Raw genomic sequence first — 12,984 nt, 5'->3', positions numbered from 1 at the left:
GGCTGGAGGCTCGATCGAAGGCGGGACAGGTGAAGCCCCGCCGATGAACATGCGATGAAACCGCATATTCGGGGTCGAACTTAGCGTGGTGCGGACGATATGCCCAGCGGGGCGGCAACAAATGCGACGACAGGTGTTTCAGGCGGCCCTGAGTTCGGCCAGGAACGCACTGCTCGCCCGGCGCAGCGCCAGCGCCTGTTCCTCTAGCTGCGAGGTGACAAGCCGCATGTCATCGGAGACCGACTTGACCCGTTCGGCATTGTGGCGGACGGCCTGCGCGGTTTCTTCCATCGCGTGCGCATCGCTGGCCACCTGCAGGCTGCTCGAGTGGATGTCGCTGGTCGCCTCGCCCTGATCGGCGATGACCTTGGCAATATGCGCCGCGCCTTCGGTTACCAGGTCGATCTGGTCGGCGATCGAATCGATCGTCATTTCGGTCAGGTCCATGCGTGCGCGGATTCCCTGTACCGTTTCGTCGACGGCCTGGATTGCGCCGCGCGTCTGGCCCGAAAGCTGCTTGACCTCGTGCGCGACGACCGAAAAGCCGCGGCCTGCCTCGCCCGCACGGGCAGCCTCGATCGTTGCATTGAGCGCCAGCAAATTGGTCTGCGAGGCGATCTCGTTGATCAGCGTGGTGATTTCCGAAACCTTTTCCGCCTGGGTGGCAAGCGCACTCACGGCCACACTGCCCGACATGCTGGCGCTGCGGGCGGCCGCCGCTGCCTGGTGCTGGGCATCGACGCGCTGCGCAATCGCCTTGGCCGATCGGTTGAGCTGCTCGATGGCAGTGGCGACATGCTGCACCGACAGGCCGACATTGCTCGCTCGCGCAGTAACCTGGGTCGCGCTGCTGTCGGTCTCCTCGCCGATGCTGTGCAGCGCCGCCGCACTCTTGCCCAGTTGCGCCAGCGCGTCGGTCAGCCGATCGATGGTCTGCACGACGGAAAGCTCGAACCCTTCGGCCAGCGCTGCCATTGCCTTGCGCTGCGCAGCCATATGCTGTTCGCGTTGCGCAACCAGCGCCGCCTGGGCACGCTGATCGCGTTCGGCGACCGCCACGGCCTCGCTCTGCCGCAGAGCAAATTCGCGCTCTCGCGCCTTGGCCAGTTCATCCGATTGCACAAGATGGCTGGCGAAGTTGCTGCATAGGGCCGCAGTGTTGCGCCACATGATGATGGCAAAGATCGCCGCGAGCGGAAAGAAGTAGACGGTGATGGCGTATCCGGTCGCCATGATCCCCGTGAACAGACCGCTCATCATGGCGCTCAACCAGAACAGATTGGCAGAGGGCAGGGGCAGGAAGTTGAGTGCGCCGATCGCGGCGATACCTATGCCCAGGGGAACGGCCAGATCGATCAGATGGCTGTTTTGCGAGTGCATCAGGCCGCCAAATGCCAAGGCCCAGCTCAGTCCCGAGACCAGCGCATTGATGCAGAACAGCAGATGCAATCTGGCCAGCCGGTTCTGGTCGGCACTGTCCTGGCCCTCCGCCAACCGCTTCAATACACCGCCCAACGGAACAAGGCTGAACACGCACAGGACGCTCAGGCTCGTGCCCGTCAACGTCAGCATCCGTCCCGGCGTGCCCCAGGCCGCCCAGCTGAGGACCACCGCCACAATGATCGCACTGGGCAGCATGTGCACGCTGCAGGTGCAGATGCGCTGCATATGGTGGACGGCGATAGAGATCGATGCGAGTTCGGGATGCCGATGGCTATCCGTGCCATCGCCCAGGGAGGGTTGCGCACGGAATCCGAGCTGTCCCATGTTTGGGGCCAGTTTCTGCCGAGATCGCAAGCTTGTCATGCGAATCACTTGTCACGTTCGTGGTTAACACGCCGCTAAAATGATTCGCAGGCAAGGCGTCCGTCGATCAAACCCCCGATAATTTACAGCACGTATTTGCTGAGATCGGTATTCTTGGCGATACCGGTCAGCTGCGATCGAACGTAATCGGCATCTATATTGATCGTCTCGCCGCGGTGATCTTCTGCATTAAAGCTGATATCTTCCAGCAACTTCTCCATCACGGTCTGGAGACGGCGAGCGCCGATATTCTCCACCGTCTCGTTCACCGAGGCGGCAATCCGCGCGACCTCGCGCAGCGCGTCCTCGCTGAATTCCAGCTTCAACTCCTCGGTACCCAGCAGCGCGCTGTATTGCTGCGCCAGATTGGCCTTGGTTTGCGTCAGGATATGAAAGAAATCCTCCTCGCTGAGCGCCTTCAATTCAACGCGGATCGGCAGGCGGCCCTGCAGTTCGGGCAGCATGTCGCTGGGCTTGGCGATGTGGAACGCGCCCGAGGCGATGAACAGCACGTGGTCGGTCTTCATCGGGCCGTATTTGGTGGCGACGGTTGTGCCCTCGATCAGCGGCAGCAGATCGCGCTGCACGCCTTCACGGCTTACCGATCCGCCACGCACATCGGACACCGCGATCTTGTCGATCTCGTCGAGGAAGACGATGCCATTGGCTTCGGCATCGGCCAGCGCCGCGCGGGCGACGTCATCCTGGTCCATGCGCTTTTCGGATTCTTCCTCGATCAGCTTGTCCCAGGCATCGGCGAGCCGCATCTTGCGCGGCTTGGTGCGCTTCTGGCCGAAGGCCTTGCCCATCATGTCGCTGAGGTTGATCATGCCGACCTGGCCGCCCATGCCGGGGATTTCCATCGGCATATTGGGCGTCGCCTCGACCTCGATCTCGACCTCGGTATCGTTCATGTGATTGTCGATGATGCGCTGGCGGAAGCTCTGGCGCGTCGCTTCGCTGGCATTGTCGCCGACCAGCGCATTGAGCAGCCGCTCCATCGCCGCCTCGGACGCTGCCTCGCGCACCTTCTCGCGGCGGCGCTCCTTTTCGAGCCGCACGGCATCCTCGACCAGGTCGCGGGCGATCTGGTCGACGTCGCGGCCGACATAGCCGACCTCGGTGAACTTGGTCGCCTCGATCTTGATGAACGGCGCATCGGCAAGCTTCGCCAGGCGGCGCGAGATCTCCGTCTTGCCGCAGCCGGTAGGGCCGATCATCAGGATGTTCTTCGGCGTCACCTCGTCGCGCAGCTCGGCGGGGAGGCGCTGACGCCGCCAGCGGTTGCGCAGCGCGACGGCAACAGCGCGCTTGGCGTCCTTCTGGCCGATGATATGCGCATCGAGCGCGGCAACGATGTTCTTCGGGGTAAGCGTATCGGTCATTCAGTGTCTTCTCTGGAAGGGAGTATCGCGCTCACAAATTGGGGTGTGGCCGCGCTGGCTTCAAGCGCAGCGCCATCCCGCCATCAGGCTGCGGTGCGATTCGACGATTGCGGCAATGTCCTGCGGCTGAGGCTCGGTAAGATATTCGCCGCGCTCATAGGTGCCACCGAGCAAGATGCCGTCGCCGCGCGGGAACATGTATCCGGCGGGGAAGGCATAGGCATAGCGGATTTCGGGCTGGGGGATCAGCACCGCGAGCTGTCCGCGTACCGGCACGAGTTCGGGGTCACCGAACAGCTTGGCTGCACCCAGCCCGGTGCAGTTGAACACGAGCCGCTCGGGCAGCGCCGCGACCTCGGACGGCGTGTTGAAACTGCGCAGCTCGACCTTGCCGCCGGCCACCCTAATGTCGCGCAGCAGCCGCTCGAGAAAGCGCCCGGTCTCGACATACATGGTCTCGTAGCGGACGACATTGTCGAGTGCGAAGGGGTGCTCGTCGGGGGTGAGGCGGACCCGCCCGGGAAAGCGCAAATCGGACGGAAGCGGCCCGACGCGGCGCGTCTGATCATAAGTGGGCAGCCAGCGGATACCGTAATCGTCGCCCGCCATGATCTGGAAGCGGCGGCGGCTGTAATCGGCGGCGGCATCGGCCTGCGCGCGGAACTCCGGCGTCGCGACATGGTCGTCGAAATAGCCGGTGGGGAAGATCTGGCCGCCTGCGATGTTCGATGTCGTCTGCGGCGGCAGCGCGGCGGTATAGATGGTGACCGGATAGCCGGCCTCCTGCACGAGCCTTGCGGTGGTCAGCCCCATGATCCCCGCACCGATCACCGCGACCGGGCCCGAATGACTCGGCAGACCGAGCGAGGTCGCCAGCCGCGAACTGCCCCAGCTCAGCGAGATGCCGCCGCCGCCATGCCCGTAATTGTGCACCAGCCGCGTATCGCCCAATGCCTCGGCGCGCACCACGAAGCCGGAGGGACGGAACGGACGCAGCCCGGCCACGGTGCGGATCACGCGGTTGGGATCGACCTGAACCCTGGGCAGGCAGGCAGGTGGGGCAGGGAGCGCACGCATCGGGCGCGTCGTCGCGTCTGTCGTGCATCCCCCCAGCAACAATGCGGCACCGCCGCTTGTCACCAACCCCCGCCTGTTCGTCTGCCACAGCATGGCTGCGGACCCTAGGGCATCAGGCGGCGGTGTCGAGCGTCTCGATCGTCAGCTGGTCGTTCGTATAGACGCATACGTCGCTGGCGATCTTCATCGCCTTGCGCGCGATCGTCTCGGCGTCCTGCTCGTACTCCATCAGCGCGCGGGCAGCAGCGAGCGCGAAATTGCCGCCCGATCCGATCGCGGCGACTCCGTCGACGGGCTCTAGCACGTCCCCGTTGCCGGTGAGGATCAGCGTCACTTCCTTGTCGGCGACGATCATCATCGCCTCGAGGTTGCGTAAGTATTTGTCGGTGCGCCAGTCCTTGGCGAGTTCGACCGCCGCGCGCATCAGCTGGCCCGAATGCCGCTCGAGCTTGGCTTCCAGCCGCTCGAAAAGCGTGAACGCGTCGGCCGTGGCGCCTGCGAACCCGCCGATCACCGATCCGTCGCCGAGGCGGCGCACCTTGCGCGCATTGGGTTTCATCACCGTCTGGCCCATCGATACCTGGCCATCGCCTGCGATCACCGCCTTGCCGTTCTTGCGGATACCGACGATGGTGGTTCCATGCCATGTCGGCATGCTGCTGCTGTCTCTGCTCATGGCGCGCGATATGGTGGAGCGGGGCAGGGGCTGCAAGCCCTACATGATGCGGCGGACTTCATCCCCATCATAGAGCCGCACGTCCGATCCCAGCCGCTCGACCTGGGCCAGTCCTGCCCCGAAAGCGGCCATGTGCGGCGACTGGAAATGCGCATCGAGCGCAGCCTGATCCACCCAGCGTTCCGAGATGCGGATGATATCGGGATCGTTCATGTCGCGGGCAAAGGCATAATGCAGGCAGCCTTCCTCCTCGCGCGTTGCCTCGACCATCTGCTTGGCGGCCTCGGCAAATTTGTCGATTTCACCCGGTGCGAACTGCAGCCAGCCTTCGATGATGAGCATGTCCTGTCTCCTGCCTGTGCCGATGCTTCGCACGGCTTCCAGACAGGGTTACGAGCCCAGCATCACAAGGGCAAGTCAGCTGCCGGTATAGCCGCGATACCAGTCGACGAAGCGGGGAATGCCGATGTCGATCCCGGTGGACGGCGCATAGCCCAGGTCTGCAGCAATTGCGCTGATATCGGCATAGGTCTGGTACACGTCGCCCGGCTGCATCGGCAGCATGTTGCGGATCGCTTGTCTGCCGCAGGCCGCTTCGATCACGTCGATCATCCGGCCCAGAGGCTCGGGCTGGTTATTGCCGATATTGTACAGCCGGTGCGGCGAGACGCTTCCGCCGGGCTTGACCTCGCCGTCGTCCGCCGGAGGGTGGTCGATCACGGCGAGCACGCCGGCGATTATATCGTCGATATAGGTGAAGTCGCGGCGCATATCGCCATGGTTGTACACGTCGATTGGCTTGCCCTGCAGGATCGCGCTGGTGAACTTCCACAGCGCCATGTCGGGTCGGCCCCAGGGCCCGTAGACGGTGAAGAACCGCAAGCCCGTCATCGGCAGACGATAGAGATGCGCATAGGTCTCGCTCATCAGCTCGTCGGCCTTCTTGGTGGCGGCATAGAGCGAGATCGGATGATCGACGCGTTGGTCGACGCTGAACGGCACGGTATCGCTGTTGCCATAGACCGATGAGGACGAGGCATAGACGAACTGGCGCACGTCACGGTGGCGCGCGATCTCAAGCAGGTTGAGATGGCCGACCAGGTTCGACTGCACATAGGCGCGCGGATTGTCGATGCTGTAGCGCACCCCCGCCTGCGCGCCGAGATGCACGATCGTGGACAGCTTGTGCGGTGCGAGCGCGGTCTCGAGCGCCTCATGGTCGGCGAAATCAAGCTCGGCAAAGTCGAAGCGTCCGCTGTCGACCGTTGCGAGGTCGGCAATGCGCGCATGCTTGAGCGCGGGATCGTAATAGGGGTTGAGATTGTCGATGCCGACGACATGCTCGCCGCGCTGCATCAGCGCGCGCGTCAGGGCATGGCCGATAAACCCGGCGGCTCCGGTGACGATGATGGTCATGGGTGCAGGTTCTGCCCGATCAGCCGGCGAGACGCAAATGGCCGCTCGGGCGTTCGGGCGCGGCGGGCTGGTCGGGCCAGATTCCGCGCGTGTCATAGACGATCTTGGCGGCGCGTTCGGCAAGCGGGATCGACTTGAACACGTCATGGTCGACCAGCACGATGAACAGGTCGCAGCTTTCAATCGCATCGTCGACATCGATCAGGCTGGCGCCCAGCCCGTCATAGGCGGGCGGCAGCGCCTGCGCATAGGGTTCGACGATGTGAATCCGTTCGCCGAATTTCTGCGCCAGCGCCAGCGCGACCTTGTTGGCCGGGCTCTCGCGGAAGTCGTCGATATTGGCCTTGAACGCAAGGCCCAGGCACGCGACGCGCGCGTCGGGATTGGCCTCGATCAGCGCGCCCGCCTTGCCGAGCACATGATCGACCTTGCCGTCATTGACCCAGCGCGCGGTGCGGATCAGCGGGGTTTCATCCGGAGCGCCATGGATGATGAACCACGGATCGACCGCGATGCAATGGCCGCCGACGCCGGGGCCGGGCTGCAGGATGTTGACGCGCGGATGGCGGTTGGCGAGGCGGATCACCTCCCACACGTCGAGCCCCATGCGGTCGGCGACGATCGACAGCTCGTTGGCAAAGGCGATGTTGACGTCGCGATAGGCGTTCTCGACCAGCTTGGTCATTTCGGCCGAGCGCGCATCGGTGGTGATGCACTCGCCGCGCACGAACCGGCGATAGAAGGTCAGCGCCTTGCGCGCGCAGCGGGGGGTGATGCCGCCGATCGAGCGATCGTTGTTGGTCAGTTCCTCGAGAATGCGGCCGGGCAGCACGCGCTCGGGGCAATAGGCGATGGCGATATCGGGAATGTCGCTGGTCAGGCCCGGCACCTTGAGATCGGGGCGCAGCTTGGCGATCAGGTCACGCATTTCCTCGGTGGTGCCGACGGGCGAGGTCGATTCGAGGATGATGGAGTCGCCGGCCTTCAGCACCGCGGCGATGCTGCTCGCGGCCTGGAGCACATAGCTGATATCGGGGGCATGCTTGTCGTCGAACGGGGTCGGCACCGCGATCACGAACACATCGGACGGTTCGACCTGGAGCGAGGTGCGCAGCATGCCGCGCGCGACCACGCCCTGGACCAGGCCGTCCAGATCGACCTCCTCGATATGGATTCGGCCCTCGGCAATGGTGCTGACGACATGTTCGGACACATCGACGCCTAGCACGCGGCAGCCCGAGCGCGCGATGATCGCTGCTGTGGGCAGGCCGATATAGCCCAGACCCAGAACGCAAACTTCAGGCTTCTTTTCGGACAGCATGCTCAATCCCCGATCGTGGTCGGCCCGGCGGCGTGAGGCGGCGAACCATAGAGCCCCGCTCTAGCCGCGTCCCGGTTAAAAAACCGGTAAGCAGTGGCTCGATCACCCGCAAGAGTGGCAATTTCAGGGCCTAGTTCGCTAGGGCTGCTGCGTGGCCTTATCGCTTTTCCTCGCGAACCCGGCCCCTTCGGCATTGGCCACCGTCGGGCGATCAAACGGTACGACCTTGCTTGACACAACAAAAAAGGGCGGCCCTTGGGAGCCGCCCTTTTCCGTTTAGCTTGCGCCTGATGAAATCAGGGGCTGTTCGGCTCGTCGTCGTCAGCGATGACGATGATGCCGCCGATCACGGCAGCAGCAGCGACGACACCGATGATGATCCCGGTGCTGCCTTCAGCTTCGCTCTCTTCGCTCGACGAAGCGGCCACACGACCGGCTGCCTGAGCGAGGACCGGTGCGCCGACCATGGTGGTCAGAGCGATCGCGGCCACAGTGGCTTTGAACATTTTCATTTTGATATTCCCCATAAGGAGTTTTTGCGTTCAACGGTCAGATGACACAATCAGGCCTATGTTGCAAGTGCGAAATAACCATATCGCACCATAACGGTGGCGAAAGTTTGCGATAGGTGAAGACAGCCGAATATCCCCAAAATGCCGCTTTTATCGGACGTCCGGGTACATGTACTTGAGCCGGTGCCGCATACCGAAGGTCCAGGCGAGCCCGACCTTGAGATAGATATAATTGGCTTTCAGCGGTCCCCATGCTGCGATGCGGCGGTCGGATGTGATGACCGGCTTGCGCGTCATTCTCAGCCTGCCGAGTCGCGCAAAGCCGATGCACAGATCGGCCTCCTCCATGATCGTGGCGACCGCCGGGATGCCCCCGATGCGCAGATAATCGGTGCGGCGGAAGAACATCGCATGGTCGCCGAACAGCAGGCGGACACCGCGCACGAAAAGATGCGGGTGGGTGACGATGGGATAATAGGTCTTCCACCAGTTGTGCGCGGTGGTGAACCAGCGGGTCTTCTCGCCCCGGATGATCGGCAGGAAAGTGGCCAGCGCGATGCGGCGGTCTGCCAGCACCTGGCGAATGTGCGTGATCGCATCGGGCGGCAGCAGACTGTCGGCGTGCAGGATGCAGACGAGATCGCCGCCGGCCTGTTCCACCCCGAAATTGATCTGCGGCCCGCGTCCGCGCGTCGGCGAAAGCTCCGTCCGCCAGCCTGCCGCTCTCGCCAGTGCAACCGTTTCGTCCTCGCTGCCGCCATCTACCAGCAGGATTTCATCAGGCTGTGGATCGAGCGCGGCGACATTGGCGATCGTTGCCGGCAGGGCCTTGGCCTCGTTGAGCGCCGGGATCATCAGCGTCACGCGCATCGGCCAGCCTCCGCGAGATACGGCCAGCGCGCCAGGTCCTCGGGCCGGTCGCAATCTGCGAGCGTTGGCAACAGGGCCACGTCAAGGCCGCGAGCATCGCACCGCCGCAAGGTCTCGCGTAGCACGGCTTCGGTGCTCCACGGCATGTCGATCAGCAGTTCGGGCCGTGCCGTCTGCATTCCGATGAGATAATAGCCGCCGTCCTCTGCGGGGCCGATCACGACATCATGGCTTTCCAGCGCGGCCATGGCGGATGCGACAGTCGCGACATCCAGATCCGGCGTGTCTGCGCCGAAGAAGATGTGCGGATCATCGCGTGCGGCATCGATCAACCGCTCGGAAAGCCCGCCTTCCACCTGTTCGATCAGCAGGACCCCATCGCCCAGCCAATCGCGGAATTGGGTCTCATCAGCGCCAGCAAAGCGAATTTCCACGGGCGCTCCCGCCTGCAACAGGATGTCGACGGTCCGCCCTGCGAGGTGACGATGGACTGCTGCCGCTCCTGACGCGCCCAGAGCAGGAATAAGCCGCGTCTTGGCATAGCCCGGCACCGGATATTTGGCGAACAGCACGAGATCGGGCAGGGCGGTCATCGCGCAAGGCTTAACGCTCCGCGAAAGGGAAACAAGCCTTGCATCGCTATCCTGCCGCCATATGGTGCGCGGCCCGGCCAACCGACCTCGAGGAGCCTCGCGCATGTCCGACACCATCCTGTTCGATTACTGGCGCTCGTCCGCCAGTTACCGCGTCCGCATCGCGCTCAATCTCAAGGGGATCGCCTATCGGGCAGTGCCGACCGACCTGCTGACCCGCCAGCAAAAGGCTCCCGATTATGTCGCGCGCAACCCGCAGGGGCTGGTGCCGATGCTGCAGATCGACGGGCAGGACCTGACCCAGTCGCTGGCGATCATCGATTATCTGGATGCAACCCGCCCCGAGCCGCGCCTGATCCCCGCCGATCCGGTCGCGCGCGCTGCGACACTCGCGCGCGCCATGGTGATCATCGCGGACATCCACCCGGTCAACAACCTGAGGATGCTGCATTATCTCAAGAACGAGATGGGCCAGGACCAGGCGGCGGTCGACACCTGGTACCGCCACTGGATCGCCGAGGGCTTTGCCGCGCTCGAACTTATGGCGCCCGAAAACAGCCTGTTCGGCGGCGATTCCCCCGATCTGACCGATGTGTGCCTGGTGCCGCAGGTCGCCAATGCGCGGCGGTTCGAACTCGACATGACGCCCTATCCGCGCCTGACGCGGATCGATGCCGCGCTGCAGGCGATCCCGGCCTTTGCCGCTGCCCATCCGGAAAAGGTGAAGCCCGCGTGAAGGTTGCCATCCTCCATCTGATATGCGGCGTCGGACTGGCGGCACTCGCATCTGCCCCCGCGCATGCGCAGGATGCCCAGCCGCAGGGCGACACGATCAGCTGGCCTGATGCGCCGATCACGGTGGTCGGGCGCCCTCTCGATGCGCCGATCGGCGACCGCGCCTATAGCGTCACCACCATCTCGCCCGACATGCTGGCGAACGAACCCAGCCAGCGGCTCGAGAACGCGCTGCGGTTGGTGCCGGGGCTGCAGCAGTTCCGCCGGTCGGATGCGCGCAGCGCTAATCCGACGAGCCAGGGGGTGACGCTGCGCGGGCTCGGCGGCAACGCCTCAAGCCGTGTGCTGATGCTGCTCGACGGCGTACCGCAGAGCGATCCGTTCGGCGGCTGGATCAGCTTTCCCGGCTATGACGCCATCAACCTGGGCAGCGTGCGCGTGCGGCGCGGCGGCGGCACCGGTGGCGACGGCCCCGGCGCGCTCGCCGGAACGATCGAGCTCGACAGCTCGGGGATCGCGCCCGACCAGTCGAATCTCTATGGCGATGTTGCCTATGGCAGCCGACAGTCGCTCGAGGCGAGCATCGGCACCAGCCAGGCGCTCGGGCAGGGCGGTCTTACGATCTCCGCCCAATATGCGCGGGGCGATGGATTTACGCCGGTGATCGCGCGGCAGCGCGGACCGGTCGACCGGCCAGCGCCCTTCGAGCAGCTGGGTGTCAATCTGCGCTTCGTCGCGCCGCTCAATGCCAGCACCGAACTGCAGGCGAGTGGACGCGTCTTTACCGACGAGCGCGAGCGCGGCTTTGCCTTCAGCGACAACCGCAACGACGGCGCCGACGCCAGCCTGAGGCTGGTAGGGCGCGGCAGCCTGCCCTGGTCGGCGCTCGCCTATGTGCAGATGCGCCGCTTCGAGAGCAGCTTCGGGGCGGTCAGCGCGGATCGCCGCACCGTCACGCAGAGCCTCGACCAGTACAACACGCCCTCCACCGGGCTGGGTGCGCGCGCCGAAATTCGCCCTTCGCTGGGTAGCGCGGGCGAACTGCGCCTTGGCGCCGAATGGCGGCGCACGACGGGAGAAACGCGCGAGCTGTTCACCTTTGTCGCGGGTGCTCCCACGCGTCTGCGCCGCGCGGGCGGGGCGAGCGAGACGCTGGGCGCCTTTGCCGAGGCGAGCTTTCAGGCTTCGCCCGATCTGCTGCTGACCGGCGGCGGGCGGGTCGACCATTGGCGGCTGAGCGATGGCCGATTACGCGAAACGGTTCTCGCTACCGGCGCGCCGGTGACCATCGCTGCGTTCGATGCCCGCAGCGGCTGGGAAGGGACGGGCCGAGTCGGTTTCGCCTGGGACGCGGCGGGGCTGCTCAAGCTGCGCGGGGCGGGCTATCTCGGCTGGCGCTTGCCGACGCTGAACGAACTGTATCGCCCCTTCCGTGTCGGGCCTGATGCGACCGCTGCCAATGCCGCGCTCGCGCCCGAACGGCTGCGCGGCGCAGAATTGGGGCTGGATTACGAAATCTACACCATCCGGCTGGGCGCAACTGTCTTCTGGAACCGGCTGGACAATGCCATAGCCAATGTGACGCTGGCGCGCGGACCCGGCAATTTCCCCGGCGTCGGCTTCGTTTCGGCGGCGGGTGCGTTCAGCCAACGGCAGAATCTCGACGCCGTCGAGGCGAGGGGCGTCGAGATCGAGGCGAGCGGCGATATCGGCGATGTCCGCCTTGCCGCCACCTATAGTTATGTCGATGCAAAGGTGGAGGCCGCGCCCGGCCAGGCGGCGATCGATGGACGCAGGCCCGCGCAGGTGCCCCGCCACTTTGCCACCGGCTCGGTCGGCTGGTTCCCGCGAGGCGGCGACAGCGGCATCAATCTCACCGCGCGCTATGTCGGATCGCAGTTCGAGGACGATCTTGGCCAGCTTGCGCTCGACGACGCGCTCACGCTCGATGCGCGAGCCGCGATGCGGATCAACCGCAATCTGCTGGTCGAACTGCGCGGCGAGAACCTGTTCGACACGACCGTGCAGGCCGGCATCAGCGGCCCCGGCATTATCGAGCGCGCAACGCCACGCACGATTTGGCTTGGCGTGAAACTGGACATTGAATAGCCTGACATCCGCAACATGACCCGCAGCATCACCCGCCTTGCCGATTTCCTCCCCTATCGCCTGTCGATCACGTCGAATGCGGTGAGCGATCTCATCGCGCGCGAGTATCGCACGCGCTTCGGCCTCAAGATTCCCGAGTGGCGCGTGATGGCGGTGCTGGGCGATGTGGGTGAGGCGACGCAGCGCGAGCTGGTGGCGGCGACGCGGATGGACAAGGTGGCCGTCAACCGCGCGACGAAGACGCTGGGCGAGCGCGCCTTGATCCAGCGTGCGCCGAACATGGCGGACGGGCGGTCGCACCATCTGGCGCTGACGGCGGCGGGGCAGGCGCTCTATGCCGAGATCATGCCGCTCGCACTCCAGATGGAGGCGCAAATCATGACCGCGCTCGATGATAAGGAGCGAGCGCAGCTCTCGGCGCTGATGAACAAGCTGCTGGCGCGCGCGGATGCGCTGACTGATGATTGACCGGCGCCGCCCGGGT

At 64.7% G+C, this 12,984-nt stretch carries 13 protein-coding genes; 3 read left to right on the top strand and 10 right to left on the bottom strand.

Annotated elements, in window-relative coordinates:
* Positions 1-138 precede the first annotated feature (138 nt).
* The 10 genes from OPU69_RS09475 to OPU69_RS09430 form a co-directional block, all read right to left on the bottom strand.
* A complete protein-coding gene (locus tag OPU69_RS09475; protein WP_498510611.1) occupies positions 139-1,767 on the bottom strand; it encodes a methyl-accepting chemotaxis protein in 1,629 nt (542 codons plus the stop codon).
* Between the two features lie 122 nt (positions 1,768-1,889).
* Positions 1,890-3,191 (bottom strand): ATP-dependent protease ATPase subunit HslU, encoded by a 1,302-nt coding sequence (hslU, locus tag OPU69_RS09470; protein WP_498510609.1) that lies wholly within the window; start codon positions 3,189-3,191, stop codon positions 1,890-1,892.
* Positions 3,192-3,251: 60 nt separating this feature from the next.
* The gene (locus OPU69_RS09465) at positions 3,252-4,268 is read right to left on the bottom strand and encodes an FAD-dependent oxidoreductase (protein WP_498510607.1); all 1,017 of its coding nucleotides are present in this window, start codon (positions 4,266-4,268) and stop codon (positions 3,252-3,254) included.
* Between the two features lie 112 nt (positions 4,269-4,380).
* Positions 4,381-4,923 (bottom strand): ATP-dependent protease subunit HslV, encoded by a 543-nt coding sequence (gene hslV / locus OPU69_RS09460; protein ID WP_060977911.1) that lies wholly within the window; start codon positions 4,921-4,923, stop codon positions 4,381-4,383.
* A gap of 60 nt (positions 4,924-4,983) precedes the next feature.
* Entirely contained in the window at positions 4,984-5,286 is a 303-nt protein-coding gene (locus tag OPU69_RS09455) for a putative quinol monooxygenase (RefSeq protein ID WP_498510605.1), read from the bottom strand.
* 75 nt (positions 5,287-5,361) lie between these two features.
* Entirely contained in the window at positions 5,362-6,360 is a 999-nt protein-coding gene (locus OPU69_RS09450) for an NAD-dependent epimerase/dehydratase family protein (RefSeq protein WP_060977865.1), read from the bottom strand.
* 19 nt (positions 6,361-6,379) lie between these two features.
* Positions 6,380-7,681, bottom strand: a complete 1,302-nt coding sequence (gene wecC, locus OPU69_RS09445; protein ID WP_498510603.1) for a UDP-N-acetyl-D-mannosamine dehydrogenase — start codon at positions 7,679-7,681, stop codon at positions 6,380-6,382.
* A gap of 296 nt (positions 7,682-7,977) precedes the next feature.
* Positions 7,978-8,193 carry a hypothetical protein gene (locus OPU69_RS09440; RefSeq protein ID WP_060977910.1) on the bottom strand — a complete coding sequence of 72 codons (216 nt, stop codon included), beginning with the start codon at positions 8,191-8,193 and terminating at the stop codon, positions 7,978-7,980.
* 150 nt (positions 8,194-8,343) lie between these two features.
* Positions 8,344-9,063 carry a glycosyltransferase gene (locus OPU69_RS09435; protein ID WP_498510601.1) on the bottom strand — a complete coding sequence of 240 codons (720 nt, stop codon included), beginning with the start codon at positions 9,061-9,063 and terminating at the stop codon, positions 8,344-8,346.
* Positions 9,054-9,656 (bottom strand): TIGR04282 family arsenosugar biosynthesis glycosyltransferase, encoded by a 603-nt coding sequence (locus OPU69_RS09430; protein WP_060977862.1) that lies wholly within the window; start codon positions 9,654-9,656, stop codon positions 9,054-9,056. The genes OPU69_RS09435 and OPU69_RS09430 overlap by 10 nt, the downstream gene beginning before the upstream one ends.
* A gap of 103 nt (positions 9,657-9,759) precedes the next feature.
* Here OPU69_RS09430 and maiA point away from each other — a divergent pair, with 103 nt between their 5' ends.
* The 3 genes from maiA to OPU69_RS09415 are packed head-to-tail and all read left to right on the top strand — an operon-like array spanning position 9,760 to position 12,968.
* Entirely contained in the window at positions 9,760-10,392 is a 633-nt protein-coding gene (maiA, locus tag OPU69_RS09425; RefSeq protein WP_498510599.1) for a maleylacetoacetate isomerase, read from the top strand.
* Positions 10,389-12,500, top strand: coding sequence for a TonB-dependent receptor (locus tag OPU69_RS09420; protein WP_498510597.1), 2,112 nt, complete (start codon positions 10,389-10,391; stop codon positions 12,498-12,500). Before maiA ends, OPU69_RS09420 begins: the two co-directional genes overlap by 4 nt.
* 15 nt (positions 12,501-12,515) lie before the next feature.
* Complete coding sequence (locus tag OPU69_RS09415) at positions 12,516-12,968, top strand: MarR family winged helix-turn-helix transcriptional regulator (protein WP_498510595.1); 453 nt, start codon at positions 12,516-12,518, stop codon at positions 12,966-12,968.
* Positions 12,969-12,984 lie beyond the last annotated feature (16 nt).

It is taken from the genome of Blastomonas sp. 34TW, from assembly GCF_059803595.1.
The sequence above is the reverse complement of the archived record's forward strand: the minus strand, read 5'-3'. Positions and strand labels throughout refer to the sequence as shown.

What these genes read in the sequence shown, in the direction of transcription:
- OPU69_RS09475 (WP_498510611.1), bottom strand. Translation starts at nt 1,767, where the DNA reads ATGGGACAGCTCGGATTCCGTGCGCAACCCTCCCTGGGCGATGGCACG.
- hslU (WP_498510609.1), bottom strand. Translation starts at nt 3,191, where the DNA reads ATGACCGATACGCTTACCCCGAAGAACATCGTTGCCGCGCTCGATGCG.
- OPU69_RS09465 (WP_498510607.1), bottom strand. Translation starts at nt 4,268, where the DNA reads ATGCGTGCGCTCCCTGCCCCACCTGCCTGCCTGCCCAGGGTTCAGGTC.
- hslV (WP_060977911.1), bottom strand. Translation starts at nt 4,923, where the DNA reads ATGCCGACATGGCATGGAACCACCATCGTCGGTATCCGCAAGAACGGC.
- OPU69_RS09455 (WP_498510605.1), bottom strand. Translation starts at nt 5,286, where the DNA reads ATGCTCATCATCGAAGGCTGGCTGCAGTTCGCACCGGGTGAAATCGAC.
- OPU69_RS09450 (WP_060977865.1), bottom strand. Translation starts at nt 6,360, where the DNA reads ATGACCATCATCGTCACCGGAGCCGCCGGGTTTATCGGCCATGCCCTG.
- wecC (WP_498510603.1), bottom strand. Translation starts at nt 7,681, where the DNA reads ATGCTGTCCGAAAAGAAGCCTGAAGTTTGCGTTCTGGGTCTGGGCTAT.
- OPU69_RS09440 (WP_060977910.1), bottom strand. Translation starts at nt 8,193, where the DNA reads ATGAAAATGTTCAAAGCCACTGTGGCCGCGATCGCTCTGACCACCATG.
- OPU69_RS09435 (WP_498510601.1), bottom strand. Translation starts at nt 9,063, where the DNA reads ATGCGCGTGACGCTGATGATCCCGGCGCTCAACGAGGCCAAGGCCCTG.
- OPU69_RS09430 (WP_060977862.1), bottom strand. Translation starts at nt 9,656, where the DNA reads ATGACCGCCCTGCCCGATCTCGTGCTGTTCGCCAAATATCCGGTGCCG.
- maiA (WP_498510599.1), top strand. Translation starts at nt 9,760, where the DNA reads ATGTCCGACACCATCCTGTTCGATTACTGGCGCTCGTCCGCCAGTTAC.
- OPU69_RS09415 (WP_498510595.1), top strand. Translation starts at nt 12,516, where the DNA reads ATGACCCGCAGCATCACCCGCCTTGCCGATTTCCTCCCCTATCGCCTG.